Origin of the sequence: Chroococcidiopsis sp. TS-821, assembly GCF_002939305.1 — a bacterium.
GTDB lineage: Bacteria > Cyanobacteriota > Cyanobacteriia > Cyanobacteriales > Chroococcidiopsidaceae > Chroogloeocystis.
The window spans coordinates 433808-459653 of sequence record NZ_MVDI01000002.1; the positions used below are offsets into that span (position 1 = coordinate 433808).

Below are 25846 nucleotides of genomic sequence, written 5' to 3' on the forward strand. Positions count from 1 at the left end.
TTGGATTATTAATATACAACTATATGCAAATACTCCACTCTGTTTGGCACGACGTCATCCTATCGCTTTCTTTCTTTGCTAGTGTTGTTGGTTTAATCTTGCTAGCTAAAACAAATCAAGCACAAGTCGAGGAGTTAGAAGAAACTGAACTCATTTTGTTTAGAATGAGCTTTGCTTACTGGCTGGTCTATTGTATTGCTTGTGTTGCACAAAAGCTGATTCTTCCAGATTGGGAAATCTTAGCGCTTAGTGTCAAATTAACCGCAGCGTTGTCTTACTTTCTAACGTTTGCTTGCATCGTTTGTTTGCCGTTGCATCGAGTCGCGGTCAAACAAGTTGAAGAATAGCTATCCAATCGAAACTTGTTTAATTACACCGATAATATAAACTTATTTATTCAACGCGATCGCGATCGCACCTTCAAGTTTATCCTGGCTCAATGTAGTCAGGATAAATACTTCTTGGACAGTCTTACCTTGGCGAACAATCACTTTGAAGCCTCCCCGAATGGGAACAGAAACGCGCAGTTGCATTCGGGGAATGTGACCTTTAACCCGCCCAATCACTCCTGGAGTAATAGTTTGTATGCCTTCAACTTTAGTGAGGCGTTCTAATACAGGAATTAAACCAGGAATGTGTGTGGAGTGGTTTAAGACCAATCTGCCACTAGCGGGATTATTCATTAAATTATGCTGCCTCTAGTGGTGCCATTGTTAAATCTGCACGTCGCAGCTGCTGGTGATAAAGTTCGGCTTGTTCTAAGGGACCTACCCACACGATCGCCTGCCCTTCATAATGGATTTGGTTCGTAAGTTCCCACGCGCGATCGCTGGTCATTCCAGGAATGTATTTTGCCAGACACTCTGCTACGTGCTGGAAAGTATTAAAATCATCATTCAACACGATGATTTTGTAGTTAGGATACAGCTTTGGCGTAACTTGACTCGATTTCTCAGGAGCTACTGTTGGTGAGGCTGCCATCGCGTAAACACCTGTCGCAAATCTCATAGTCATAAGCTAGCTAAACGAATTTTCAAATGAGTGCATTTTAAGTACCTAGTTTAACTAAAATTTTGAGTGGATAAATAGTTTCTAGGCAATAGCAGAATGCGTTGTAGTTATAGTACAATTATTTAAACAATGGAAGTATAAGCTTGCTCTCTAAACGGCATAGATTTCCATTATGAAGTAGATAATAACATAAGTTTCTCAAAGAGTAAAGATTGAGGAAATCACTACCTCAATCACAGGTAAATTGTCTCTGTTTTTGAACCTGACCTCCAGATTACTGCCAATCTTCCCAAGCTTCATTAAAAATCGAAGTATCGGGGAAAGCGGTAGGATTGCCATTTTGGACTAGACGGCGCTGTAAGGCTTCAAGCTGCGGTTCGGGAAACGGGATTCGGGCGATGAGTTGATAGGGTGCGATCGCGCGTTCCAAGGCGAAAGCGGCGGTAGTCCCCGCAGCAGCACCAACCGACCATTCAAAAGAATGTACGCGATAAGCAGCCGCCGCAATATGACTGACAGCGATACTTTTTCCTGCCACGAGTAAATTATCGATTTGCTGAGGAATCATTGCCCGCAGCGGAATCTGAAAAGGATACGCTTGACCTGCACCGAGCCGTTCGCCAGGGCGCTCGATATTACCAGGAAGTTCCGCAGGACTTTTGAGCATACAAGGATGGAAGTCGATCGCATAGTGACCAATACCAACAGCATCAGGATAAATCGTAGAGCGCGTCCGCCGCATCACATCTCTGGGAGGAATCTTTCCTGCAATCACCGATGCAGCTTCCAAACCCGCTAATGCAGCCTTGAGACTGCGATAGCTTTGCGGTGATAAAACCAAGCGATAGTAACTATCACTATAATCGCGACGCGAAATATCAATTTCTGATACCGTAAAACCTTGAGGATAGGCTAGGGTAGGACGTCCTAAAATCCGCCGTCCCTCGCGCATATAAGGATACTTAGATAATCCGTGCGCCGTTCCCATCGGCGAATCGAGTCCTGCAAGGTAGCGATTGTTTGGCTGCGGTTCCTTCACCCCAGGACCAAGTTGCGAATCGGTCGTTCCGGCAACAAGCCAATGAAAAAAGCCTTTAGCGTGTTCTTCCCCTTTACGCAACGTTTCGACACGCAAGCCGCCCATCCAACCACCAGGTTGCAACTGTCCTGTCGTCTGTAGTTGGTTGCGCGTATAAACTAAGTTATCAGCAGCCGTACCAGGGCGGTAGTCGTTACCCCAAGTCCAGTTTTGCATCGAGATATCGCCTGGAGTAGGAGCCGTGAAAGAGATACCGCCAAAGCGCATATTTTCACCTTGGCGCGGACTCCAGATGCGACGGTAAGTAAAGACTAAAGGAAAGCTGGCAAGTCGCGGTAGCTCATAACTGTAGTAACTGGCATACTGTTGATAAAATGGTGGTTCTACGTGTATTTGCGGCTGCTGAGTCGCTTCCATCGCAAAAGTGTAAGTAAAGCCTTGCGTGCAATACGGATCGTTAGTCGCGCTAGAAGAAGACGGTTCGAGATGAGAACGCGGATCGATACCTAAGCGATAAGGAACATCTGCAAGCGCAATCAGTTCGCCCGTCTCCGTTGCATCAATTACATACCAGTTAGGAACAGAAGTAGACTCACCCCTCTTGGCAGCAGGGACAAACCGCACAATATTTTTAGTAAACAAGCGCGAGTTTTGATAGCTATAAGCATCGGTAATTGTTTGCGATAGCGGATAAGTATTAAGCGGTGGCGCGCCCTTAGCAGGTTGGTGCTGAATTGCGATCGCACTTTGAATGCGTTTTTCGGCACCTGTTTGGGCAATTTGTAAATCTTTAATAACTGTTGTCGGAAACCATTTCAATTCTCCGCGCCCTCTTCTTGCAGCGTCGCGTAACATTTCTGAAAGGATAACGTGACCATCACGCGGTAAAAAGCAAGACTCACTGACCCAACAATCACCAGGGTCTAACTTGCCATATTTGCGTTCAATCCGCCGACGTAATTCTAAATAACCACGCGAGTAAAACAATCGCTGTCGTTGCGTTGTGCGTTCGTCAAGTGCGGAGGTTCCCTGTGCGGAAATTTGTCCTCCCACCCAATCGGTGATTTCAGTTAAACAAACTGTCCTTCCGGCTAACAAGGCTTCATACGCTGTCGCCACACCCGCAAGACCACCTCCAGCTACTAAGAGTTCGCACTCTACGGTTTGATCCGCAGTTCGAGGCGGCGTTGCCAAGGCAATTAAAGGAAAAGAGGCGATAAAAGTTGAAATTAAAGTCAGACTAACAAGCGATCGCTTCATATTTCTGGTAGCTTAGCTCCATAAGTCTAAGTAGCTCCTAGACGTTACCACCCTGAAAATGTTCATCGCAAGTGGTAGGACTTAGGGATTGGGTATCAAAGAGAGATTTTGCATTGATCGAGGCGTTAATCTGCAATCATCCACTTTTCAATCGAAATTTCCCCGATCTTTGACCTCTGGTTAGTGACTAGCGATCGGTCTTGAGTGGTTAGCGATCAATTTTGAATCAGAAAAATTCTCCTCAGATCTCCTCTGCACCTATCTAAGTAACTGGTGCAATTCCTGACGATTCGCGTACTACAAGTCTTGTTCCCAAAACTTTGGCAGTTTTCGTTAGTGATTTACTCAATAATAATTCTGCTGCAACGACTCCTTTTTCAATCAGTGGTTGCTGTACGGTTGTAAGTCTTGGGCGGATTTGCCAAGCTAAGGGAATATCATCAAAGCCGACGATTGATAAATCTTCTGGCACTTTTAAACCCATTTGCTGTGCAGTGCGCAAAGCACCAAAAGCTAAAATATCACTCATCGCTAAAATGGCAGTTGGTCGAGGATGGCGCTGCAATACAGTCGTGGCGACTTCTCGTGCATGATTTTCGTCGTTGCGACATTCGTAAATGGGAATCTGGCTAAAGTCAATTCCCGCCTCTTCGATCGCATCGCGGTAGCCTTGCAATCGTAGCTTAGTTATTTGATGCGTCGCTTGTTCGAGTCGTTGAGCGTCTACTAAACCAACGTATAAATCAGAAAGTAACTCCATCGCAATAATGGCGATTTGCTTGTGATGAAGACTTAATAAGTGCGTTGCAGCTTTTCTTGCAGCTTGGCGATCGTCAATTCCAACTGACGGGACATTTTTTAACGAAGGCTGATCGACGGCGACAACTGGTAGCTGACGGTCTAAAACACGTACGAGTGCTTCACTATCATCAGGGAGGTTATAAATAATAAACCCATCTACTGTGGCTTGCTCAATTGTCTTTTGCGCCGCATCGCTTTCGAGTGTGGGTACGATGAGCAAACTTGCTTTGACGCGTTCGCAAACTCTTGAAACTCCTCTTAAAAAAGAGATCGCCGCTAAGTCATTAAATGCGTACGGTAGCGATTCTCCAAATACTAAGCCAATCGCACCTGTTTGCCCTGTCCGCAGCATCCGCGCCATCGGATTAGGACCTGGGTAGCCCATTTCTTTGGCTGTTTCCAGGATTTTATCGCGCAGTTCTGGGGAAAGTTGATCCGGTCGATTGAACGCATTTGATACTGTTGTCCGCGAAACTCCGATAGCTTGAGCAATATCCTGAAGTTTGATGGATTTTCTTGCTTTGTCGTGTTCCATGCATTTTTTAGGATACTGTTCCTCTTTTTGCCTGTAATTGAAACACACATTGACTTGATCGATCAAGAAAAGTTGTTACAATGGTTAACGTAAGCTATCTGAATCGATTCAGATAACTCGAGTGAGGAGTATATATGAACTACCAACAGTGGCTCAACTACAGAGAACAAGAACTGCTAGTTCCTCGGTCAAAACCTGCAGCGAAATCTACGCAAAGTCAATTCAATTCATTGCTCGATCGTTTGGGGCGTTATTTCTCCCAGTTGTTCGCGTTTAGCAATGAACCTCAAGTGCGAGAAATTGTTATTGATGGCAAAATGCAGTGGCGAGTTTACGATCCCGAAAGCGATCGCACATTGCAACTCAACTCAGCACCAGAAGTTTTAATTTGGTTAGAAGAACGCCACCACAATCGTCAGCAACACAATGTTTGGGATTGAAAAGAGTAGCACCTGTCTAACCTCTATGATACCTCCAGTTCACTCCCTAACTGACGAAACAACCTTGCTAGTACCGTGTTGGAAAATAAAAATCCTTCGGGATCGCTTAGGCGTATTTGTTCAGTTCCCACAATTTCCACCCAACCTCGTTCGTAGTAGGGTTGTAAGCATTGCCAAATTTTTGCCACCGTCTCCACACCAAATTGTTGCGCGAGTGTAGCAAGGTTAATACCTTCACTTAAGCGCAGCTTTAACATGAGTGTTTCCAACAAAACCTCATTTAAAGGTGTCTGTGGACAATCGAGTACGCCATCAGCAGCAATGTAATCTTTCACCCACTGATAATATTCCTGTGTCTTGCGCGGACGAGTGAATCGTTGTCCACGAACGTAGCTAGTCGCACCCATCCCAAAGCCATAGTATGGTTGATTGTGCCAATATACGCGGTTGTGACGACACTGATGAAGAGGTTGAGCATAGTTAGAGATTTCGTAGTGTTCGTACCCAGCGGATGTTAAAACTTGCTGCGCCATGCGGTACATCTGCGCTGTCGTATCATCAGTTGGTAAGGGCTGTTTTCCAGCTTCGTAGTAACGATTAAATGCGGTACCAGGTTCGATTTGCAGATCGTAAATTGAAAGATGATTGGGGGCGATCGCCACAACTCGATCTAAACTATCTTGCCACTGTGCTAAGGTTTGATAAGGTAGACCAGAAATCAAATCAAGGCTGAATGAAGGGACATTGACTGTTCGCACCATCTCGATTGCGGTGTAAATATCTTCAACAGTATGCGATCGCCCGCAAATCTTTAATAATTCTGGTTGAAACGCTTGGACACCGAGACTAACGCGATTCACTCCCGCAAGACAATAACCTTGTAGCTGTTCTAAAGTAAACGTCCCTGGGTCAATTTCTATCGAAATTTCAGCACCATTGGCGATTCCAAATTGTGATTTGAGCGTATTAACAACTTGTTGCAGTTGATTCACCGATAATAACGAAGGAGTTCCACCACCAAAGAAAATCGTTTTGAGTGGTTCGCCTGCTGCGTTGGTGTTAGCAATTTCTTGACACAACACTTCTACATAACGCGAAATTGTGCCAGAGTTTTCGCCATTTAGGCGATCGCCTACAACTGATACCGGAAAGTCGCAATAATAACACCGCCTTCTACAAAAAGGAATATGTACATAGGCGGAGGTTGGCTGAGTGTCATTAATGACGTTTTTGCTTAAATCTAATTTAGCTAACACGCACTTTTCTATGAAAATAAAAATAATGGTGAATAAGTGTAAACTCTTTTTCTAAAAATTAAATATTTCTTGTAAATTCTTCTCAGATGACGAGCGATGAAATATTTATTTTACTGTCTAACGTTGCAGATATCTCATTATCTTCACTACTTGAAGAGGTGTGAAATCAAGATAAAAGACAGATAGATAAAATTCACTAATTAAAATGTGACTATTGTATCTAAATCAATATGAGAGACGACCACAGTAGATAAGAATTTATCAAAGTCATACGCATTAAGCTGTGCTAGCTTACAAAATATTCTTGTTAAAAGAAACATAACGGAGGAATATTAAAATGCAACAAACTTATCAATTACGCATTATGTTAGCTAAGTTACTCATTTCCGTAATGTTGTATTAATAAGAGCGATCTGATACAACAACTGTAAATCTGTGGTGAAGAACACTAAAGATATAATAAAAGTACTCAACCAAACGGGTGAGGAAACAAAAGTTCAGTTGTTGCATCCTGAAAAAACAGACTTGCAACTTAAATAACTTGGATTTGCACAATGCTTGACGCAATTATTATCATTTCATTCATTGTAGCAGGCGCAGGCATAGGTTATTACAGCATAGAACTGCTGCCTGGAAACGTGCAGCAGCAGGTGACTAACGTTGAAGCTTTGCGCTTGGTTTTTGCGGCTTTCGCCGCCTTGATTGGTGGTGCTGCGGGACTGAGTTTCCAGATTAGCTATCGTCGCATCGAAAAACAAGTCAGAGAAATGCCGATTGAGGTAATTTTGACACGAGCGATCGGCTTAGTCATGGGATTACTCATTGCCAATTTAATGTTGGCTCCGTTGTTCTTACTACCAATTCCTGCAGATTTTGGCTTCATCAAGCCATTGATCGCGGTGTTAGGCAGTGTTATGTTTGCTTTTTCGGGAGTGAGTTTAGCAGATACTCACGGTCCTGCGTTACTGAGACTGATTAATTTCAACAATGTCGAGTCGGTATTGCTAGCCGAAGGAACCCTCAAAGCAGCTGCGACCAAAGTTGTAGACACTAGCTGTATCATCGATGGGCGTCTGGAAACACTGCTAGAAACAGGATTTCTAGAAGGACAAATTTTAGTTCCACAATTTGTTTTACAAGAACTGCAACAACTCGCCGATGGTGCTAAAGATCAAAAGCGCGTTCGCGGGCGGCGGGGGTTAGAAATCCTCAATCGTTTGAAGGAAACTTACGCGGATCGAATTTTGATTCATCCGGTAGATTATGATGATGTACCGACAGTTGATGCTAAATTAGTGCGGTTTGCCCAAGAGATCAATGGTACGTTGGTGACGAATGATTACAACTTGTCTAAAGTTGCGAGCGTTCAGAAAGTGCCAGTCCTCAATATTAACGATCTGGTGCAAGCAGTACGTCCGACTTACTTACCTGGTGATAGCATTGACTTGAAAGTTCTCAAAGAAGGTAAAGAACCAAGTCAAGGTATCGGTTATCTCGAAGATGGCACAATGGTCGTGGTAGAAGAAGGCAGTAGCTACGTTGGTGGGGAAGTGAGGGTGATTGTGACAAGTGCGCTGCAAACGACCGCCGGAAGAATGATTTTTGCCAAACCACAAGCTTCAGCATTGGCTTGAGGAGATGATCGACAGCTACAAAGAATATGGCGTTGCGATCGCGCATCAAATTCTGTAACCGGTGCAAACAACCTGCGCCGGTTTTATATCGTATTCGGTTTGACGAATCTGGTACGTGGATTTTTGTTTGTCCTCAGTGTTGGCTACCGTTGAGTCAAAATAATCCGTATTACATTTACGGTGGTACTTGGAAAGCGCGAAAATGATGTGTGGTTTTGATAGAAATAATTATGCGTGTCTCAATCGTAGAAGTCCTCCGACTGAAGTCAGGGGCTTATTAAGCAAAGTATGCAAGGCAGCACGCTGATAGGAGATCTATTGATAAACTATCATTTTTGTATGAGTCCACCTGGGTGGACTTTGTTGATTTAGCCGCGAATTTATTCGCCAGGCTGATTAAATTTACCTGCCCTACAACTGATAAATTTCTAAAGGTAAGGCATCGGGATCTTGAAAAAAAGTGAAGCGTTTACCTGTTATTTCATCAACGCGAATTGGTTCTACCTCGACACCTTTTGACTGTAATTCGAGTACAGTTTTCTCTAAATCTTCCACCGCAAACGCAAGATGTCTTAAACCACAAGCTTCTGGGGTACTCGGTCTTGTGGGAGGATTGGGGAAGGAAAATAACTCAATCTGGTCTTTGCCAATTTGTAAATCTAGTTTGTAAGAGTTTCTGGCAGCTCGAAAAGTTTCGTTAATGATCGAACAGCCTAAAACTTCGACATAAAATTTTTTAGATCGTTCGTAGTCCGAACAAATAATTGCAACGTGATGAATTCCTGTAGTTTGCATGAAAGCCTTGTTTAAACCTTGAATTGTGATTACGAATCTTGTAGGACTGTTTTAGAAACGATCCGCGTTTTCTTGCGATCGCCTTGGGAGAGTTCTTCTCCGGCTTGTAATCGCGTTGCAGAGGTTTGCAAGACAGTCGCCGCGCCTTTGTCGCCCATTTGTAGTGCAGTTTTGGCGGCGGTTTGTAGCATTGTGGCTGCGCCTGCGCGATCGCCTTGTTGGAGTTTTGTCTCAGCAAGTTGCGTTTGGCGATATTTTGCTAATGCCAAGATATGCGTTTGCACTTGTGAATTAATCGCGGGTTGATACGCGCGCGTTACATTGATCGTCACAGGGATCGTCTCTGAAAGTAAGCCTGTACGATTCATTGCTGGGTCGTCATAACGGACTTGCAATTGCGCGATCGCTCTTTTACCTTCGGGTAACTGTCCAATATACAAGTTTGCCAAGACAACGCGCTGTACTTTCATCAAGTCACCTAAACGCACCGCAAAGCGTCCATCAGCTTCCTGTTGAACTGGTAACTCAATCGTATCCGGTGCAACTTGGGCAATTGGTTTAAGTTCTGCAAGGCGCACTTTCGGCATTAGTGACAATAGCAAATAAGCATTGGTCAACCCCACTGTTGAGATCCGATTAAACAAGCGACTAAACGCATCGACGGCTTGTTCAGGATACTCAATATACGATAAAGTCCCACCACCAGCATCCGCAATTTGCTCTAAGACGTCTTGATTCCAGCGATCGCCAAAGCCTAAAGTATTAAGCGTGAGATTGTAACTTGCCGCAAGTTCTGCAAATTTGAGACAGCGTTGATTGTTACCGTGTTCATTTTCACCATCGGTTAATAAAAATGCTTGGGAAATCGATTCTTTTTTACCTTTGGCAAGTTCTTCGATTCCTAGTCGCATACCATCGTCGATTGCAGTTCCCCCTGCTGCTGAAAGACGTTTAATTTGCCGTTTGATGCTTTCGGGATCGTCAACAATTTGATTTGGAACTAACACTTTGGCACGGTGATCGAAAACGACAACGCTTAAGCGATCGACTCCAGGGGTAAGGCGATCGACAAGTTCATTCGCTGCTTGTTTTACAGTTTCTAAAGGATGCCCTTTCATCGAACCGCTGTGGTCGAGGATCAGACAAAGATTAAGTGGTACACTGCGATTGAATTCAAAGTCAGCGTGCGTATCCGCCGCGATCGCGATCGCTAACTGCCGTTGACTGTTCGCTTGAGTTGCATCTAAATTGGCATCATTCAGCGCTGGTTGAATAGAGACCTTCATAACTTTAAATTCCTATTTCTTTAGAGTAATCAGTGATGGGTAATCGGTAATCGATATTCTTGCCAATTACCAATGACCAGTTACCATCCTGAAGATGTTTATTTTTACGAAATACTGATATAAACAGTTATAACTAATACTCAGAATATCCTAAGCTTGGAATTGTTTGCAGGCTTAAGTGTACTGATAGCGAGTAAACCGTACTCCGGCTTCGTTTCAGCACGCGTTAGGATGTACTAAAGATCAAAGCGATATTTTAGGCAATTAATTGTCTATGGAATCACCCATCAAGGCTGTTCAAGCGCCCTACTACGGCGATAACTTCTACCGTACACCGCCACCCGACTTACCTTCTCTACTACTGAAGGAACGAATCGTTTACTTAGGGATGCCGTTAGTTCCTGCAGTGACAGAATTACTCATTGCCGAACTACTATACCTCCAATCAGAAGATCCCGAAAAGCCGATTCGAATTTATATCAACTCTACCGGTACTTCAGGTTACAGTGGCGAACTTGTTGGTTTTGAAACCGAAGCTTTTGCAATCTACGACACGATGAAGTACATCAAGCCTCCGATCCATACGATTTGTATTGGGATGGCAATGGGAATGTCTGCGATGTTACTCAGTGCGGGAACAAAAGGCTGTCGTGCTAGCTTACCTCATGCAACCATCGTCTTGCATCAACCAAAGAGCTATGCTCAAGGTCAAGCTACTGATATTCAAATTCGCGCCAAAGAAGTGCTAGCAAATAAAGCTGCAATGCTCGATATCCTAGCAAGCACCACTGGTCAACCCCGTGAAAAGATTGAAAAGGATATGGATCGGTTGTTCTACATATCTCCGCAGCAAGCTGTAGAGTATGGTTTGATCGACCGCGTGTTGACGAAAGAAGACCTCGCGAGTCCGCAACTACCCGCAGGAGTTATTTAGTGACTAGTAGCTAGTGGCTAGCAGCCTAGTATTAAGATCTCACTAAGCATCAAGTTCTAACCACTAGTAACTAATCACTAGCCACTCTTGTTTCAAGATTCCACTGAGCATCAAATTCTAATCACTAGCCACTCATATATCAATAGCTTAACTTCCTACTAAACTTGGAGTGTAATATGCCAATTGGCGTTCCTAAAGTCCCCTATCGGATGCCTGGGGAACCTTATACACAATGGATAGACATCTACAATCGCCTTTACCGCGAACGTATTATTTTTCTGGGTAGAGAGGTTGATGACGAAATTGCTAACCAAATCATCGCGGTGATGTTGTATCTAGATTCCGAAGATCCAGGCAAGGATATTTACCTTTACATTAACTCGCCTGGTGGGATGGTAACATCGGGTATGGCAATCTATGACACGATGCAGCACATCAAATCAGATGTCGTGACAATTTGCGTCGGTTTAGCCGCCTCGATGGGATCTTTCTTGCTAGCAGCTGGAACTAAAGGGAAACGACTTGCATTACCGCATTCGCGCATCATGATTCACCAACCTTCGGGTGGAACTCGCGGACAAGCAACCGATATTGAAATTGAAGCGCGGGAAATTCTCCGCATTCGTCACCAGTTAAATCAGATTTATGCTGAGAATACTGGTCAGCCGATCGAAAAAATCGAAAAAGACATGGATCGTGACTTTTTCATGTCCGCTGAAGAAGCGAAGCAATACGGTTTGATTGATAAAGTGATTGAAGAAAGACCGTAGAAGTTGGCCATTAGTTAGTAGCTTTTTGCTAATAGCTAATGGCTAATTGTAAATCATAAGGAAAATGACAGGTTATTACCAAGTATTAGGATTAACAGCGGAAGCAACTCTTGAGGAAATTAAAGCAGCTTACCGTAAATTAGTACAGCAGTATCATCCTGATCTTAACCCTGGCGATCGGCAAGCAAGGGAGAAATTTATTGCGATTACAGAGGCTTATAAAAAACTAATTGACTCAGTGCAATCAACACAAGCACGACAACAAGATAACGCTAAAAAGCAACCGTCAGTACAACGCAAGTCTTCCGCAACAAAAGTTACTCGTAAAGACACCGCTCCTTATGTACCTCCGCTATCTGCATTTGAATTTCAAGTGAAGTGGAATTCTTATCGAGAATTGCAGAAATTGTGGAAGAAGAACAGATTTACCCAAGCGATCGCTCTTGCGGAAACCCTCGCCCAAAAACTCCCGCAAGACCCTGAAGTCAGATCGTGGCTAGCCAGCAGTTATCAACGCTGGGGACGACAATTGATCGGCGATCGCCAACTGGAAACTGCGAGAATTTATCTCAAAAAAGCTTTAAAAACCGATCCGCACAACCGTTCATTATGGTCTGAAGTCGAACGCGATTTTCGCCGGATGGAAAGAATTTTTAGATAAATTGCCCTCATTTTAGTTGAGAGCTAATACTTATTCTATAGATTTAATAATTTCAACTGCCTGTTGGTACAAGTCTAATTTCCCTTGCTTAATTAGCAAGTTTTTTGCTGTAAAAAGATCGCTTAAGGCATGTTTGTCATTTAATTTATACCGTATGATACCTCGATAATAATAAGCTTCAGCATAATTGGGATTGAGTTGTATAGCACGAGTGTAATCTGCAATCGCTTTTTGCTTGTCTCCTAGTTCGTCATAAAGAACTCCTCGGTCATAGTAGGCGATCGCGTAGTTTGGTGCTAACTGAATTGCCATATGATAATCCACAAGCGCTGCTTGTAAATCTCCAGCTTGACGACGCGCTACGCCTCGATACGCCTCACCCACGCTGGTGCATACCTAGGATTAAGTTTAATAAATGCATTAGTATCCGTTAACGCGGTATTAAGTTGGCGATCGTGCTTAGTTTTTGAAATCTGACAAGACTGACTTAATAGTTCACTCAGGTTGGAATCAGGTAAAGCTAAAGTAATATCTGAGTACCCTGTTAGGATAGTTACTACACTAATAATTCCTAGTGGTATGCGCCAGTGAGTTAGCATAGACTTTCTATATATTCAAGGTTTCTATTGTTATTCCCCAAGAATCTAGTTTGCTAACATTTCTTAATTATTCACTCGCGTAACAGTAATTCCTACGTTTTTTTGCTTGAAGAAAGTTATTATTAATACTTACTATGTCTAACGAGAAAATTCAGGTGACAGTTAAATTATTCGCTGCGTATCAAGAAGCCTGTGGCACGTCAGAATTGATATTAGAATTTCCGCAAGGTACGCCAGTAGTAGAGGTACGCGATCGCCTCATCCAAGAACACCCAGAACTCAACCAATGGCGCGACATTACTCGGTTTGGCATTAACTTGCAATTTGTCGAACCAGAAACGCTGCTTAATGACGGTGATGAGGTAGTGTTAATTCCGCCAGTCAGCGGGGGTTAATTTAGCATTTCATCCGCTACGCAGCCAATCGGCAAAAATCGTTGAATATTTATTGCAGAATGTAGCAAAATTTATAGAAAGCATTATCTTCTACAAGCTAGGTTTTAATCTGCTATTAGGAAAAAGCTTATTGAGTTTGGTCTCAAATAAGTTACTGCTAGGTGAGCATTCGATTCAAAAACAGCTACTCGTTAGGAATAACAAACGATGAAAAACAAGCCATTAATGTTTATTCTCAGTATTTGCATTGTAACTTTAGTGGCTTTCTGCTTTCCAGATTCCGCACAAGCCAAAGACTGCACTTTGCGGATAATCGGCTGGGAAGGATACATGGATCAATCGTTTGCTAAGCCATTTGAACAAAAGTATGGGTGTAAAGTTGTTGCTACCTATGCAGGTTCTTCAGATGAAATGTACGCCAAGATCAAAGCAAGTAAAGGTAAAACTTACGATTTAGTGACAGCATCAGGAGACTTGACAAAAAGATTATACGATGCTGGCTTAGTAGAACCGCTAGATTTATCCAAAGTACCAAACTATCAAGACCTGCTACCAACTTTCCAAAAACCACCTTACAATACTTTTAACGGTCAACCTTACGGTGTTTCAATTGCCTGGGGACCAGATTTTCTGATTTATGATAAAACAGTTATTAAATCAGAACCACAAACTTGGAAAATTCTCTACGAACCGCAATACAAAGGTAAAGTTTCGCTACCCGATTACCCAATTTTTAATGCAGACGTTGCGCTTTGGAATGGGTATTCAAATATCTTTGAATTAAGTCAAGAAAAGTTAGAACAAGAGATAAAACCAAAGCTTTTTCCACTACGTCCGCAAGTACGTAAGTTTTGGAATAGTCAAGGCGAACTCGCACAATTATTTTTAAATAAAGAAATAGCACTAGCCTGGGGATGGCCCGTTGCCATTGAAGAACTTAAACGCGCTAACTTTCCTGTTGGTGCAACAATTCCCCAAGAAGGAACAACTGGCTGGAGTGACTCTTGGATGATGATTAAAAACTCACCCAATCAAGATATAGCTTATGCTTGGATGAACTATATGCTGACTGGTGCAGCCCAAAAACAAATGACCGAGATTACAGGTTACTGGCCAGTCTCCAGCCAAATCTTACCACTGCTTACTGCTGAACAACAAGCAGAATTGCATCTTGACGACGTAGAAAACTTCTACAACAAAATTCACTTTTGGGAAACAGTTCCTAACTACGATAACTGGGTAGCACTGTGGAACGAATTCCGAGGACAGTAGAAGCGGCTAGTGGTTAGCGATTAGAAATGTTTTAGGCTAAGGTAATTCACGCTTTCTTTGCGTGTTTGTGGTTCGCTCAAAATCCTATTTCAATGACAACATCAACTCTCTTCAAACAACAGCCAAAAAAAAACTTACCAACAGGATTTTGGGTAAGCTTTTTTCCACCTTCATTGTGGATGATTAGCTTCTATTTCATTCCCATAATAGTCTTACTTAGCTACGCCTTTATGCAGCACGAATACGTGCAAATTATTCCCAAATTTACTTGGGAAAATTTTATTCAAATTATCAATAATTCAGGGTATCGAAATACATTATTTCGTACTTTATACATCGCCACAATCGTCACAGTAATTAATGCATTACTAGCCTTTCCAGTGGCTTATTTTATTGCTTTATATGCAGGAAAAAACAAACAATTGCTAACGCTATTAATATTATTACCACTATGGTCAAGCTACTTAGTACGAGTATTTGCGTGGCGAATTATTTTAGGTTACAACGGAGTTCTTAACAGCTTCTTGATTTCAATAGGAATTCTCGCCGAACCTTCTTCTTTATTTCTCTACAATCAATTTTCAATGGTAGTGACGCTGTGTTATGTGTGGCTACCATTTATGATTTTGCCGCTAGTTACCGCCTTAGAAAGATTGCCGAGAAACTTACTCGAAGCATCAGCAGATTTAGGCGCAAATCCTTGGTATACTTTCCGCAAAGTGACATTTCCTTTGGTATTACCTGGACTCTTGGCAGGGGGAATATCTGTTTTTAGCTTAACTGTAGGAGACTACATTACCGCTTCATTAGTTGGTGGTGCGGGTGATATTCTTGTGGGAAATATTGTTGCTAGTCAGTTTGGTGTAGCAGATAATTGGCCATTGGGTGCGGCGTTTGCCTTAGTAATTCTACTGTTATTATTTGGGCTAATGACAATTCTCTCGCGTCAAGGCGTACTGGAGAATTTATGAAACAGCTTTTAGGTGGGTGGACAATTCTCGTTTACTTGTTCATGTATCTACCCATCTTGGTGATTGTTGTTTTCAGCTTCAGTCAGGGAAGGGTGTTAGCGTTGCCGATTCAAGGTTGGACAGTAGATTGGTACAGTGCAGCTTTATCCGACGATCGCTTACAAGCAGGTTTATTTAATAGTATACGAGTGGCGATCGCCGCCACATCCATCGCCGCTATTTTAGGAACACTCGCCGCTTTTGCTATCCAAAAATATCAATTCTTCGGTAAAAATGCGTTTCGTACCGCCGCCATACTACCCATAATTTTGCCTGGAATCGTCACTGGTGTGGCGATGTTAAGTTTTTTCTCAACATTAGATTTACCGCTCGGACTTTTAACCGTCATTATCGGTCACGCCACGTTTGGGTTTCCTGTCGTTTTTAATACTGTCGCCGCGCGGATTTCACAGTTACCCCGCAGTTTAGAAGAAGCCGCCGCTGATTTAGGAGCACCGCCTTGGGAAGCATTTTGGAAAGTGGTATTTCCAGGAATACGTTCAGCTTTGATTTCAGCAACGCTGTTAGCTTTTACCTTAAGCTTTGACGAAATCATTGTCACAATTTTTCTCACAGGTCAAGATAACACTTTACCAATGGAAATTTGGGCAAGGTTACGTTTTGGAATTACACCCGAAATCAACGCTACAGTGACATTAATTCTTTTGTTTTCGATTTGTTTGGTGTTGTTAAGTCAAAAATTTGCCCGCGAGTAGGATACTTGCTATGGAACAGTACAAGATGATCGTCAATGGCGAAGCCGTAGCAGCGGTAAGCGCCAATTGGGAAACTGTCATTAACCCCGCAACCGAAGATGGAATCGCCGAGGTTCCCCAAGCTGACTATACTGACGTTGATAACGCGGTCAAAGCCGCAAAATCTGCTTTTACAAGTTGGTCGCAATTAAGTCCAGGAGAACGCAGTACATTAATTTATAAACTCGCCGACGCTTTAGAAGCAAAAACCGACCAACTTGCCCAAATGGAAAGTCTTAGCGCGGGTAAACCAATGAAACTCGTTGCTAATGGTGACGTTCCTTTTGCGATTGATAATATCCGTTACTTTGCTGGTCAAGCAAGAGTGATTGATGGAATTGCCACAAAAGAATTTGTTTCTGGCTACACCTCCACAATTCGTCGCGAACCAGTGGGAGTTGTCGCCTCGATCGCACCGTGGAATTATCCGATTATGATGGCAGCGTGGAAAATTGCCCCAGCGATCGCCGCCGGAAACACCGTAGTTATTAAACCTGCGCCGCAAACACCGTTAACGACTTTGATGTTGGCACAAACCGCGTTAGAAGTCGGCTTTCCTCCTGGTGTGATTAATGTTGTCACAGGTGGTGCGAGTGTAGGGGAACCATTAGTATCGCATTCTGATGTCCGGATGGTGTCGTTTACAGGTTCGACGCGTACCGGAAAACGCATTATGGAACTTGCCGCACAAAAAGTAACGCGAGTACATTTAGAACTCGGTGGGAAAGCGCCGTTTATTGTTTTTGCGGATGCGGATATCGCCGCCGCCGCGCAAGGTGCAGTTGTCGGTGCTTATATTAATACTGGACAAGATTGTACTGCTGCTACGCGAATTTTAGTCGAGCGATCGCGCTATCAAGAGTTTCTCAGTGCATTTACTGAATTGGCACAGCAAGTGCGTTTGGGAACGCCGCAAGCCGAAACTACCGACATGGGACCCTTAATTTCTGCCGACCAGCGACAACGAGTTCATGGCTTTGTCGAACGTGCCAAAAATGATGGTATTTCTCTGAAATTAGGCGGAGAAATGCCGGATGGTAAAGGCTTTTTTTATCAACCAACAATCTTCACTGATGCACCAACCCAAAGTGAAATTATGCAAGAAGAAGTGTTTGGTCCAGTGGTAGTCGTCAATGCCATTGATTCTGAACAAGAAGCGATCGCGGTTGCTAATGATGTCAAATACGGCTTAGCTGCATCTGTTTGGACTAAAGACGTTGCCAAAGCTTGGCGCGTTGCTAGTGCGTTAGAATTTGGCACAGTTTGGATTAACGATCACTTACCTTTATCGTCTGAAATGCCGCATGGCGGTTTTAAAGAATCGGGTTTTGGCAAAGATTTATCGCGCTACGCCATGGAAGAGTATACGATCGCGAAACATATTATGTTCGATCTCAGTGGAGATGTGAGAAAACCTTGGCACTTTACTGCATTTGGTGATGCGGAATGATTTTGTAGGGTAGGCTTTGTCTGCCCTTTTTTATACAAACCACTAAGACGCAAAGAATAAGAGTTTGAGAGGGTTATTGCGTAAGTTCTACATAGATATTAGATGAACACAGTCGCAGTTAAATTAGAACAAGTTAGCAAGAGTTACGGTACAGTACAAGCCGTTAAGGAAGTTAGTCTTACAGTCAACCAAGGGGAATTTTTTACGCTTCTTGGCGCTTCTGGTTGTGGGAAAACGACGCTTTTGCGGCTGATTGGTGGCTTTGAAGTTCCCAATAGTGGCAAAATTTGGATTAGCGATCGCGATGTCAGCCGTTTACCTGCGTACCGCCGTAACGTGCATACTGTGTTTCAAGATTATGCGCTATTTCCTCATCTATCGGTGTTTGAAAACGTCGGCTTTTCTTTACAAGTTAAACGATTACCGCGTGATGACATTTATTTGCGCGTGACTGACGCACTTAAATTAGTTCAACTCTTAGAAATGCGCGATCGCCTTCCTTCTCAACTTTCTGGCGGACAACGCCAACGAGTTGCGATCGCCCGCGCAATTGTCGATCGTCCTGATGTGTTGCTGTTAGATGAACCTTTATCCGCTTTGGATGCTAAAATTCGCGTTGAACTGCGCGAGGAATTGAAACAACTTCAGCGCCAAACTGGAATTAGCTTTATCTATGTAACGCACGACCAAGAAGAAGCATTAGCATTATCCGATCGCATCGCTGTACTGCACAATGGCGAACTGTTACAAGTAGGCACTCCTCTAGCAGTTTATGAGCATCCTGTCAACCTTTATGTCGCAGAATTTATTGGTCGCGCTAACTTTTTAGCAGGAGTTCTCGTAAAAGTTGAGGGCGATCGAGGTCAAGTAAAAATAGACAACCAAGTTGTTACAGGAACTTTAGCAGCGGAAATTGCGCCCAATAGCGCTGTAACAGTCGTAATACGTCCAGAGAATATCAATCTTACTGCTGAAGCTAGCCATACAGCATATGCAGCCAAGATTATTCAAAGTCAGTATCTCGGTTATGCGACAAGTTACCTTGTTGACATGTCTGGTGTAGAATTTCACGTTTTAGAACTGCGGCGACGCGGCGCAACTCCATACCAAGAAGGCGATCGCGTTTTCCTTTCCTGGGAATGGCAAGAAGCATTAATCTTTCCCGCTACTGGCGACAACCAACTGCAACCAAGTGTCGAAATTTAAATCTCTATCACCTGTTACCCATTACCAATTACCTCTTCTTCATCGTGAAGTAATCTTGCACCTCACCGCGATCGTCAACAAACATGACATCGAGCCTTTTTCCTTGTACATCGATGACTAACGATCCAGGAATGCTTAATGATGTATGCATTGCAGGGTGCGGTGAAACTTCATCAGCACGCGCCGAAGTTCCAGCAACAATGTACACTGTGCCTGCATGAGGTGCTGAAGACTTATAGTATGCTCCTGACTTATCTTCTTGACCGCTACCTTGGTCTTTCTTCATTTCAGCACTAAACGTGTCTGAGGTGCCATAATGTCCATCGATTAAGTACGAGCGTTCGTAGGAATGACTGTGACCAGATAGCACTAAGTCTACACCTGCCGCTTCCAAAATGGGCAAAGCACGTTCGCGCATTTCAATCAGTTCAATTTCTGTATCTGAATCGTGCGATCCTTTCGTATAAGGTGGATGATGCCAGAAGGCAATTTTCCAATCTTTATCAGACGATGTTGCATCTTCAGCTGCCCAGGATAGCATTGCGCCTGTAGACGCGCGATCGCTACCGTAAGAATCGAGACAAATAAAGTGAATATTACCGTAGTCAAACGAATAATACGCTGCCGTTCCCGACGCTATACCACCTGCTTCGCCTTGTGTGGGAGGATTGAATAGTTCGTAGTACGGTCCACTTTGCCACTCGGAACTCGCACTTCCAGCATCGTGATTGCCAATGGCTGTCCACAGTACGCTATTGCGGAGAATTTGCGGATACATCTCGAAAACTCCCCGCTGATACTCATCCCAAGTTCCAGTGTCGTAGGCATTATCCCCCAGCATCAACCATAAATCGGTATGACGGGTGCCAGTAAACTTTAAGTATCCATCGCGTACTTGTGCAGCAATCTCGTTTCCGCGCCCTGAATCGCCAACAACCCAAATCCGTGTTGGTTTTGCTTGTTTTGGTGCGGTGACAAAAAAGAAACCTTCGTCAAGTATTTCAGTTGAATGCGCGATCGCGTAATAGTATTTTGTATCTGACTCAAGTTCCTGGAGTTTTACTGTATGGTCGCAGGTTGCGGCTGCTTCTGTCGCACTTAACAACAGTTTATCTGGTGCAGTACCATACAATACTTTTCCTTGGACTGGAGTGTTAGTCGCCCAACGGATAATGATACTAGAGTGCGTTCCCTGCTGCAGATAGGGACCGCGCAGAATTGCTGAGTGAAGTGTTTTTTGGTGTTTTTTGGTTGCTGTTGCTTGGGTTGATGCGGTCTGTACCTCCAGCAAATCAAAACTTGCATCTTTACTCATTTGTGCCACTTCTAAAAATCATTACGCACTTCATTGGACTCAAACGCTTGCATGATGGTTTTTGGGCGTCCAATGCGAGCAAAAGCCTTTGGAGATTGCATCGCGTGTCTCAGGAACGAACAGTACTCTTTGCTGTAAAGGACAAGCAATAGAAGCACGGTGCTGACAGTTAGAACAATTCATGAACTTTTGTAGCTAAACACCAACTCTATGTGTAACGCACTTATTTACAATTTGAATGTTGGCGCGATCGCTTTTATCACTTTTTTTACAAAATCTATACTAAGTAATAGCTATTTGTACTCAAGTGAGTGATGGGTAATATGCAATTACCAGTTACCAATGACCAATTCTTTAGATTGGTTTATTACTCACTTAATTCGCGCTTAATTGCCTTCCACTCGTCTACGGAAAGCGGTTGTACTTCAAAGTGAACGCCAAAGCAGTCTTCTGCAGCAGTACTCAAAGTCTTTGTCATCTCGACAATCGAGCTTTTGTATACATCTTGGGGTAACGCGATCGCTTCTAAATTGATACCAAAAACTTCAGCAAACAGCGCCGTATCAGGTTCTAAACGAATCGAACCGTGTTGTAAGACCGCACCTTGATAAAATAGTTGGGCGCTACCAATGAACTTTGTGCCATTGGCTAAAACCAAATCCGCACTAGTCGCCGTACCAAAACAGTTGGGATTGTGAATATAGCCGCGTCCTGCTGTACCGTAGTGTAACTCGACGCCTAGCGATCGCCAGCCACGAATCAAAAATTCACAAATTTGTTGATACACTTGCACGCGACTACCAGTTAGACCAGATGTGACTACCGCATAGGTGAGATCGCCTTGGTGTAAAACTGCACGTCCACCGGTAGGACGACGCACTAAATCAATAGACTGACCTTGATAAGTTATATACTGCCAAGCTTCTGGATATTTATGCTGGTGATACCCTAAAGAAATGGCAGGTGGCGACCACGTATAAAATCGTAAAGTAGACGGATGCAAACCTGCAGCGTGTTGTTTAACTAACCAGCGATCAATTGCCATTTGCACCCGCCCTGGGGCTGCGAAAAGCGGAATCAGCCGCCAAGTATCTTTGGTAATGTGTTTATTGTCCAAACTCAGATTGTAAGGCTTCGTCGTTATCATCTGCGATCGTAGCGACGATGGTAATCAACCGCGAAATCTCACCTGGTGAAACGCCTGCTAAAGTTCGTGTCGCGACAACAACAACTTGGTCGTTAAAAATTCCAAAACAGGCTTCAAAAGTCCCTGACCAGTTCATTTCCATGAGTTTCCGCATTAATTGCGGCTCATTTTTTGCGGGAAGTTGTAGGACAGTAGACCAAACCGTAAGAGTATCGTCGTCGCTTAGACCTGTCAGTTGAACAAAAACTTCAACACTACCGTACTTGAACTTCCATAAATGACCTTCTTGAGTATGGCTGACCATCGCAGTGTCATCTTCTTCTAGGCTCGCGATGACAGTTTGAATAACGGCTACAGGGTCGTCACTGGTTGCTGAATCGATCAACTCATCGATCATTTCGTTTGTAGATAACGATTGAGTAGCAACTGTTTCCGGATCAGCTTGATAGCTTGTCATAGAAATTTAGATCTGTGCTGATTAATGAAATGTACTCATACCATTTAATTTCAAGACTGCCATGATTGGGACAGATGCCAAATTCAGTCTCAATGCAAAACGGTATAGACCCAATGTATCGTCTGTAAACGCGCTCCTGAAAAAATGAGTTAAGGAATTTGTAGCAGAGGTCAGAGTCTAATTTAATACCTCAAACTCTGACCTTTGATCCCTGACCTCTTCTTTACGCAGGTTTGTGCGCGACAAAGACTTTACTCATAAAATGAGTTTGAGTCGTAACATTTTGGAAACCTGCTTTTTCCAAGCGTTCAACCATGTTATCGGTCATATAGTGCTTGTAAAAAGGCTCGTGGAAAGTTTCATGAAAACTTTCCATAACAGGAGTCATTTCAGGGGAATCACTGACTTGAATTGAATCACAAATAACAAATACACCCCCTGGCTGAGTCACGCGGAAGCATTGGTCGATCACTTTTTGACGTACTGGACCTGGTAACTCGTGGAATAGAAATACGCAAGTTGTTGCATGAAAATAATTATCGAGGTAAGGTAACTCCTCGGCATTTGCTTGCAACAATTGTGGCAACTCGCCAGGGTTTTGCGATAGTAGTTGATTCGCCTTCCGCAAGTACGCTGGTGACAAATCTGTTCCAAATAACGATGCTTCAGGTAAAGCGGCGCGAATTAACTTGAGCGTGCGCCCGGTACCACACGCAACGTCTAAAATACGTACTTGGTGCGGCAAAACCGAAGCAAACGCTTGCAAGCCCTGCTTAAGTGGTGCAAGAATGCGCCGTCGCATAGGATCGGCTGTTCCACCAAAAAGAATTTCTACCTGTAAATCATAAAGCTTGGCAGAGAAATCGCTAAAATAGCCACCCGTTTGATGATGGAAGTTACGGACGTAGTAATTTGGATAACCTTCGGTATTGATGTCTGGCGGAAAGTCTTGGTGTTGCTTTTGCTTTGCCCGTTCCCAAATTTGCGGTAGATCTAACCAAACGGCTGGATAGTAAAGAAAAAACTCATCCCAAGGATTATCAAATAATAAACTTTTAGGATATACACCTTGTTCTGCGTCTTGCCAGTCAGTTTCGAGTAGCTGATTTAGCCTTTGTTGAATTTTTAATAAAACTTCGGGCGGTATCGGTCTAGATTGAGTTTCAGTGGGAGAAACCAAATTCATTAACCGAGTACTGAGTATTTTGTGCGCTAGACCAAAGTAGTTTTTGCCCTGCTGAAAAGTTTGATAAGTCAGCTTGGTTAAAGTATCAGGCATGAGAATGGCGTAAATTATCTTGATGACGGCGATTTACTGTGAATAATTGTAACGAATTTGCCCATAGTCAAATATCCCCTGAGATATGTATGTTTTTGTTTTTTGATTAAGTAGTCGAACGATAGCCAATAAAAAAGCCACCTGTGCAGGTGGCAAGATCGTGTTTCAGTAACAGAGATCACGCATCATAGTAGAGGGCAAACTCGTAAGGGTGAGGACGCAGCCGCATCGGGTTGATTTCTTTATCAATCTTGTACGTAATCCAGTTGTTGATAAAGTCTTCGGTGAAAACCCCAGTAGCCGTCAAGAAGCTGTGGTCGTCTTCGAGTGCTTGTAGGGCTTCCAGCAACGAACCTGGTGTCGAAGGAACTTTAGCTAACTCTTCAGGGCTGAGTTCGTAGATATCGACATCCAAAGGATCGCCAGGGTCAATTTCGTTCTTGATACCATCAATACCCGCGCACAACATCGCTGCAAACGCGAGATAGGGGTTAGCGGTAGCATCAGGACAACGGAACTCCAAACGCTTCGCTTTGGGGCTAGAAGCGATGGGAATTCGCACCGAAGCCGAACGGTTTCCTTGGGAATATGCCAAGTTTACGGGTGCTTCAAAACCAGGGACGAGACGTTTATATGAGTTGGTGCTGGGGTTAGTAAAGGCTAACAGCGCAGGAGCGTGTTTGAGAATACCACCAATGTAATGTAATGCCATTTGGCTTAAGCCGGCGTAGCGATCGCCTGCAAATAAAGGCTGACCATCTTTCCAAATTGATTGGTGCGTGTGCATACCCGAACCGTTATCGTTAAAGATCGGCTTGGGCATAAAAGTGACCGTCTTACCGTATTTCTTCGCAACGTTTTTGATGACATATTTGTACGTCATCAAATGATCGGCGGCTTTGATGAGCGGGGCAAACTTGAAACCTAACTCGCACTGACCGCCTGTCGCCACTTCGTGGTGATGCTTTTCAATGACAACACCACACTTTGCCATTGTCAGCAGCATTTCACTGCGCATATCTTGCAACGAGTCGGTAGGCGAAACAGGGAAGTAACCTTCTTTATAGCGCGGTTTATAGCCTAAGTTACCGCCTGTTTCCTCGCGACCCGAATTCCAACGACCTTCAGCGGAATCAACGTAGTAGTAGCTCTTGTTTTCGGTTTGGTCGAAGCGGACATCATCAAAGATGAAAAATTCGGCTTCAGGACCAAAGTAGGCAGTATCGCCAAGGTTCGCAGCTTTGAGAAAATCTAACGCTTTTTGTGCGATCGCTCGCGGACAGCGCGAGTAAAGTTCTCCTGTACGTGGCTCTAAGATTGTACATATCATCGAGAGCGTTTTGTCTGCCATGAATGGATCGATCCAGGCAGTATTGGGGTCTGGTCGCATCGCCATGTCTGATTCGTGAATTGACTTCCAGCCACGAATGCTAGATCCATCGAACGCTACCCCTTCAACAAAGCTTTCTTCTTCGATGAGCGATTTGTGCACCGTAAGATGTTGCCACGTACCTAAGGGATCGACAAATTTTAAATCGATCAGTTCTATACCTTCGTCTTGAATCATCTTCAAGACATCTTGCGGGGTTTTCTCTTCAGACATGGGTAACTCCTTAACTTTTTTATCCTGCTGCCGCCACTAGGTTCAGACTAAAACTGTGCCACTTTTGGATCATCCTAAGGATAGAGTTAGGGCAATTTTGTAGTTTATTATACAAAAACCTACTTTTACTGATTCTATTAGGATTCTTTGCGAAAGATTGTCAGATTGACTCGCTTTGCCCAACAATACGGCTTGTAAAGTTGAATATCATCGAGTACGACGCTCAAAGATCCAGTACATCACGACATCATTATTCAGAAAATCTCAAATCAGTCGTCAAATTAGCATAGAATCCATAAGTAGCCAGTAAATTGCCTGTATCGCTATTTCATAGTTCAGGCACCATAGTCATAAATACTAGGTACGAAAAAATCGAGTAAGAATATCAAACCACAAATAGGAAATATTTGGAGAGCAATTTCATGCGGGACGCGATTACATCTTTAATTGGAACTTACGATGTCGCAGGTCGATATTTTGACCGCGATGCTATGGAACGGCTGAAATCTTACTTTGAAACAGGGACAGCACGAGTCCAAGCCGCAGCAGCAATTAATAGCAACGCCGCAACCATTGTCAAGCGTTCAGGTTCGCGATTATTTGAAGAACTGCCCGAACTCATTCGTCCTGGTGGAAATGCTTACACCACACGGCGCTACGCTGCTTGCTTGCGCGATATGGACTACTACCTGCGCTATGCTACCTATGCACTCGTCGCTGGCAGTATGGATGTCTTAGATGAACGCGTGCTGCAAGGTTTGCGAGAAACTTACAATTCCTTAGGAGTACCAATTGGTCCAACGATTCAAGGTATCCAAATAATGAAGGACATTGTTAAAGAGCAAGTTGCCGCAGCTGGAGTAGAGGATACGAGTTTTGTCGATGAGCCGTTTGACTATATGACCAGCGAGTTGGGCGAACAAGATATTTAACGAA

At 43.6% G+C, this 25846-nt stretch carries 28 protein-coding genes; 14 read left to right on the forward strand and 14 right to left on the reverse strand.

Annotated features, from left to right (window positions below):
- Window positions 1-23 precede the first annotated feature (23 nt).
- On the forward strand, window positions 24-347 hold the full coding sequence (locus B1A85_RS09590) for a hypothetical protein (RefSeq protein WP_104546674.1): 324 nt from the start codon (window positions 24-26) through the stop codon (window positions 345-347).
- Window positions 348-389: 42 nt separating this feature from the next.
- On the opposite strand, the gene B1A85_RS09595 is transcribed toward B1A85_RS09590, so the two are convergent.
- The 4 genes from B1A85_RS09595 to B1A85_RS09610 form a co-directional block, all read right to left on the reverse strand.
- Window positions 390-683, reverse strand: coding sequence for a DUF2103 domain-containing protein (locus tag B1A85_RS09595; RefSeq protein WP_104546675.1), 294 nt, complete (start codon window positions 681-683; stop codon window positions 390-392).
- A 4-nt stretch (window positions 684-687) separates the two neighbouring features.
- Window positions 688-1014: an ATP-dependent Clp protease adapter ClpS gene (gene clpS, locus B1A85_RS09600; RefSeq protein ID WP_015188823.1), complete on the reverse strand. Its 327-nt coding sequence runs from the start codon at window positions 1012-1014 to the stop codon at window positions 688-690.
- A 271-nt stretch (window positions 1015-1285) separates the two neighbouring features.
- Window positions 1286-3310, reverse strand: a complete 2025-nt coding sequence (locus tag B1A85_RS09605; RefSeq protein ID WP_104546676.1) for an FAD-dependent oxidoreductase — start codon at window positions 3308-3310, stop codon at window positions 1286-1288.
- Between the two features lie 262 nt (window positions 3311-3572).
- Window positions 3573-4646 carry a LacI family DNA-binding transcriptional regulator gene (locus tag B1A85_RS09610; protein ID WP_104546677.1) on the reverse strand — a complete coding sequence of 358 codons (1074 nt, stop codon included), beginning with the start codon at window positions 4644-4646 and terminating at the stop codon, window positions 3573-3575.
- A gap of 134 nt (window positions 4647-4780) precedes the next feature.
- Here B1A85_RS09610 and B1A85_RS09615 point away from each other — a divergent pair, with 134 nt between their 5' ends.
- Window positions 4781-5086: a hypothetical protein gene (locus B1A85_RS09615; protein ID WP_104546678.1), complete on the forward strand. Its 306-nt coding sequence runs from the start codon at window positions 4781-4783 to the stop codon at window positions 5084-5086.
- A gap of 23 nt (window positions 5087-5109) precedes the next feature.
- Here B1A85_RS09615 and hemW read toward each other — a convergent pair whose 3' ends face one another.
- Window positions 5110-6342, reverse strand: coding sequence for a radical SAM family heme chaperone HemW (gene hemW, locus B1A85_RS09620; protein ID WP_246841384.1), 1233 nt, complete (start codon window positions 6340-6342; stop codon window positions 5110-5112).
- A gap of 554 nt (window positions 6343-6896) precedes the next feature.
- Between hemW and B1A85_RS09625 the strand changes: the two genes are divergently transcribed.
- A complete protein-coding gene (locus B1A85_RS09625) occupies window positions 6897-7976 on the forward strand; it encodes a PIN/TRAM domain-containing protein (protein ID WP_104546679.1) in 1080 nt (359 codons plus the stop codon).
- A gap of 26 nt (window positions 7977-8002) precedes the next feature.
- Window positions 8003-8182: a hypothetical protein gene (locus B1A85_RS09630; RefSeq protein ID WP_104546680.1), complete on the forward strand. Its 180-nt coding sequence runs from the start codon at window positions 8003-8005 to the stop codon at window positions 8180-8182.
- A gap of 205 nt (window positions 8183-8387) precedes the next feature.
- On the opposite strand, the gene B1A85_RS09635 is transcribed toward B1A85_RS09630, so the two are convergent.
- Together B1A85_RS09635 and B1A85_RS09640 are read right to left on the reverse strand one after the other, a co-directional pair.
- Entirely contained in the window at window positions 8388-8771 is a 384-nt protein-coding gene (locus B1A85_RS09635) for a VOC family protein (RefSeq protein WP_104546681.1), read from the reverse strand.
- Window positions 8772-8800: 29 nt separating this feature from the next.
- The gene (locus B1A85_RS09640) at window positions 8801-10057 is read right to left on the reverse strand and encodes a VWA domain-containing protein (protein ID WP_104546682.1); all 1257 of its coding nucleotides are present in this window, start codon (window positions 10055-10057) and stop codon (window positions 8801-8803) included.
- A 274-nt stretch (window positions 10058-10331) separates the two neighbouring features.
- On the opposite strand from B1A85_RS09640, the gene B1A85_RS09645 reads away from it, so the two are divergent.
- The 3 genes from B1A85_RS09645 (at window position 10332) to B1A85_RS09655 (ending at window position 12422) form a co-directional block, all read left to right on the forward strand.
- The gene (locus B1A85_RS09645) at window positions 10332-10991 is read left to right on the forward strand and encodes an ATP-dependent Clp protease proteolytic subunit (RefSeq protein WP_104546683.1); all 660 of its coding nucleotides are present in this window, start codon (window positions 10332-10334) and stop codon (window positions 10989-10991) included.
- A 176-nt stretch (window positions 10992-11167) separates the two neighbouring features.
- Window positions 11168-11761: an ATP-dependent Clp protease proteolytic subunit gene (locus B1A85_RS09650; RefSeq protein ID WP_104546684.1), complete on the forward strand. Its 594-nt coding sequence runs from the start codon at window positions 11168-11170 to the stop codon at window positions 11759-11761.
- A 64-nt stretch (window positions 11762-11825) separates the two neighbouring features.
- A complete protein-coding gene (locus B1A85_RS09655; RefSeq protein WP_104546685.1) occupies window positions 11826-12422 on the forward strand; it encodes a DnaJ domain-containing protein in 597 nt (198 codons plus the stop codon).
- Between the two features lie 30 nt (window positions 12423-12452).
- Here the strand turns inward: B1A85_RS09655 and B1A85_RS09660 are convergent, their stop codons facing one another.
- Both B1A85_RS09660 and B1A85_RS23575 read right to left on the reverse strand, forming a co-directional pair.
- The gene (locus B1A85_RS09660; RefSeq protein ID WP_104546686.1) at window positions 12453-12806 is read right to left on the reverse strand and encodes a tetratricopeptide repeat protein; all 354 of its coding nucleotides are present in this window, start codon (window positions 12804-12806) and stop codon (window positions 12453-12455) included.
- Window positions 12782-13021, reverse strand: a complete 240-nt coding sequence (locus B1A85_RS23575; protein WP_146087161.1) for a hypothetical protein — start codon at window positions 13019-13021, stop codon at window positions 12782-12784. Before B1A85_RS23575 ends, B1A85_RS09660 begins: the two co-directional genes overlap by 25 nt.
- A 134-nt stretch (window positions 13022-13155) precedes the next feature.
- Between B1A85_RS23575 and B1A85_RS09665 the strand changes: the two genes are divergently transcribed.
- From B1A85_RS09665 to B1A85_RS09690, 6 genes are all read left to right on the forward strand, one after another.
- A complete protein-coding gene (locus tag B1A85_RS09665) occupies window positions 13156-13416 on the forward strand; it encodes a MoaD/ThiS family protein (protein ID WP_104546687.1) in 261 nt (86 codons plus the stop codon).
- A gap of 207 nt (window positions 13417-13623) precedes the next feature.
- Window positions 13624-14688, forward strand: a complete 1065-nt coding sequence (locus tag B1A85_RS09670) for a PotD/PotF family extracellular solute-binding protein (protein ID WP_104546688.1) — start codon at window positions 13624-13626, stop codon at window positions 14686-14688.
- A 92-nt stretch (window positions 14689-14780) separates the two neighbouring features.
- Window positions 14781-15659 (forward strand): ABC transporter permease, encoded by an 879-nt coding sequence (locus B1A85_RS09675; protein ID WP_210404336.1) that lies wholly within the window; start codon window positions 14781-14783, stop codon window positions 15657-15659.
- Window positions 15656-16414 carry an ABC transporter permease gene (locus B1A85_RS09680; RefSeq protein ID WP_104546690.1) on the forward strand — a complete coding sequence of 253 codons (759 nt, stop codon included), beginning with the start codon at window positions 15656-15658 and terminating at the stop codon, window positions 16412-16414. The genes B1A85_RS09675 and B1A85_RS09680 overlap by 4 nt, the downstream gene beginning before the upstream one ends.
- A 10-nt stretch (window positions 16415-16424) precedes the next feature.
- Complete coding sequence (locus B1A85_RS09685; protein ID WP_104546691.1) at window positions 16425-17903, forward strand: aminobutyraldehyde dehydrogenase; 1479 nt, start codon at window positions 16425-16427, stop codon at window positions 17901-17903.
- Between the two features lie 102 nt (window positions 17904-18005).
- Entirely contained in the window at window positions 18006-19109 is a 1104-nt protein-coding gene (locus B1A85_RS09690; protein ID WP_104546692.1) for an ABC transporter ATP-binding protein, read from the forward strand.
- Window positions 19110-19137: 28 nt separating this feature from the next.
- Here B1A85_RS09690 and B1A85_RS09695 read toward each other — a convergent pair whose 3' ends face one another.
- The 5 genes from B1A85_RS09695 to glnA form a co-directional block, all read right to left on the reverse strand.
- The gene (locus B1A85_RS09695; protein ID WP_104546846.1) at window positions 19138-20424 is read right to left on the reverse strand and encodes a metallophosphoesterase family protein; all 1287 of its coding nucleotides are present in this window, start codon (window positions 20422-20424) and stop codon (window positions 19138-19140) included.
- A 367-nt stretch (window positions 20425-20791) separates the two neighbouring features.
- A complete protein-coding gene (locus tag B1A85_RS09700) occupies window positions 20792-21571 on the reverse strand; it encodes a biotin/lipoate A/B protein ligase family protein (RefSeq protein ID WP_104546693.1) in 780 nt (259 codons plus the stop codon).
- The gene (locus B1A85_RS09705; RefSeq protein ID WP_104546694.1) at window positions 21531-22028 is read right to left on the reverse strand and encodes a YbjN domain-containing protein; all 498 of its coding nucleotides are present in this window, start codon (window positions 22026-22028) and stop codon (window positions 21531-21533) included. The genes B1A85_RS09700 and B1A85_RS09705 overlap by 41 nt, the downstream gene beginning before the upstream one ends.
- Before the next feature lie 223 nt (window positions 22029-22251).
- On the reverse strand, window positions 22252-23307 hold the full coding sequence (locus tag B1A85_RS09710; protein WP_104546695.1) for a class I SAM-dependent methyltransferase: 1056 nt from the start codon (window positions 23305-23307) through the stop codon (window positions 22252-22254).
- 178 nt (window positions 23308-23485) lie between these two features.
- Window positions 23486-24910, reverse strand: coding sequence for a type I glutamate--ammonia ligase (gene glnA / locus B1A85_RS09715; protein WP_104546696.1), 1425 nt, complete (start codon window positions 24908-24910; stop codon window positions 23486-23488).
- 422 nt (window positions 24911-25332) lie between these two features.
- On the opposite strand from glnA, the gene apcB reads away from it, so the two are divergent.
- Entirely contained in the window at window positions 25333-25842 is a 510-nt protein-coding gene (gene apcB, locus B1A85_RS09720; protein ID WP_104546697.1) for an allophycocyanin subunit beta, read from the forward strand.
- Window positions 25843-25846 lie beyond the last annotated feature (4 nt).

Bases quoted from the DNA above. Each gene is read 5' to 3' on its own strand.
- B1A85_RS09590 (WP_104546674.1), top strand. From the start codon at position 24: ATGCAAATACTCCACTCTGTTTGGCACGACGTCATCCTATCGCTTTCT.
- B1A85_RS09595 (WP_104546675.1), bottom strand. From the start codon at position 683: ATGAATAATCCCGCTAGTGGCAGATTGGTCTTAAACCACTCCACACAC.
- clpS (WP_015188823.1), bottom strand. From the start codon at position 1,014: ATGACTATGAGATTTGCGACAGGTGTTTACGCGATGGCAGCCTCACCA.
- B1A85_RS09605 (WP_104546676.1), bottom strand. From the start codon at position 3,310: ATGAAGCGATCGCTTGTTAGTCTGACTTTAATTTCAACTTTTATCGCC.
- B1A85_RS09610 (WP_104546677.1), bottom strand. From the start codon at position 4,646: ATGGAACACGACAAAGCAAGAAAATCCATCAAACTTCAGGATATTGCT.
- B1A85_RS09615 (WP_104546678.1), top strand. From the start codon at position 4,781: ATGAACTACCAACAGTGGCTCAACTACAGAGAACAAGAACTGCTAGTT.
- B1A85_RS09625 (WP_104546679.1), top strand. From the start codon at position 6,897: ATGCTTGACGCAATTATTATCATTTCATTCATTGTAGCAGGCGCAGGC.
- B1A85_RS09630 (WP_104546680.1), top strand. From the start codon at position 8,003: ATGGCGTTGCGATCGCGCATCAAATTCTGTAACCGGTGCAAACAACCT.
- B1A85_RS09635 (WP_104546681.1), bottom strand. From the start codon at position 8,771: ATGCAAACTACAGGAATTCATCACGTTGCAATTATTTGTTCGGACTAC.
- B1A85_RS09640 (WP_104546682.1), bottom strand. From the start codon at position 10,057: ATGAAGGTCTCTATTCAACCAGCGCTGAATGATGCCAATTTAGATGCA.
- B1A85_RS09645 (WP_104546683.1), top strand. From the start codon at position 10,332: ATGGAATCACCCATCAAGGCTGTTCAAGCGCCCTACTACGGCGATAAC.
- B1A85_RS09650 (WP_104546684.1), top strand. From the start codon at position 11,168: ATGCCAATTGGCGTTCCTAAAGTCCCCTATCGGATGCCTGGGGAACCT.
- B1A85_RS09655 (WP_104546685.1), top strand. From the start codon at position 11,826: ATGACAGGTTATTACCAAGTATTAGGATTAACAGCGGAAGCAACTCTT.
- B1A85_RS23575 (WP_146087161.1), bottom strand. From the start codon at position 13,021: ATGCTAACTCACTGGCGCATACCACTAGGAATTATTAGTGTAGTAACT.
- B1A85_RS09665 (WP_104546687.1), top strand. From the start codon at position 13,156: ATGTCTAACGAGAAAATTCAGGTGACAGTTAAATTATTCGCTGCGTAT.
- B1A85_RS09670 (WP_104546688.1), top strand. From the start codon at position 13,624: ATGAAAAACAAGCCATTAATGTTTATTCTCAGTATTTGCATTGTAACT.
- B1A85_RS09675 (WP_210404336.1), top strand. From the start codon at position 14,781: ATGACAACATCAACTCTCTTCAAACAACAGCCAAAAAAAAACTTACCA.
- B1A85_RS09680 (WP_104546690.1), top strand. From the start codon at position 15,656: ATGAAACAGCTTTTAGGTGGGTGGACAATTCTCGTTTACTTGTTCATG.
- B1A85_RS09685 (WP_104546691.1), top strand. From the start codon at position 16,425: ATGGAACAGTACAAGATGATCGTCAATGGCGAAGCCGTAGCAGCGGTA.
- B1A85_RS09690 (WP_104546692.1), top strand. From the start codon at position 18,006: ATGAACACAGTCGCAGTTAAATTAGAACAAGTTAGCAAGAGTTACGGT.
- B1A85_RS09695 (WP_104546846.1), bottom strand. From the start codon at position 20,424: ATGAGTAAAGATGCAAGTTTTGATTTGCTGGAGGTACAGACCGCATCA.
- B1A85_RS09700 (WP_104546693.1), bottom strand. From the start codon at position 21,571: ATGATAACGACGAAGCCTTACAATCTGAGTTTGGACAATAAACACATT.
- B1A85_RS09705 (WP_104546694.1), bottom strand. From the start codon at position 22,028: ATGACAAGCTATCAAGCTGATCCGGAAACAGTTGCTACTCAATCGTTA.
- B1A85_RS09710 (WP_104546695.1), bottom strand. From the start codon at position 23,307: ATGCCTGATACTTTAACCAAGCTGACTTATCAAACTTTTCAGCAGGGC.
- glnA (WP_104546696.1), bottom strand. From the start codon at position 24,910: ATGTCTGAAGAGAAAACCCCGCAAGATGTCTTGAAGATGATTCAAGAC.
- apcB (WP_104546697.1), top strand. From the start codon at position 25,333: ATGCGGGACGCGATTACATCTTTAATTGGAACTTACGATGTCGCAGGT.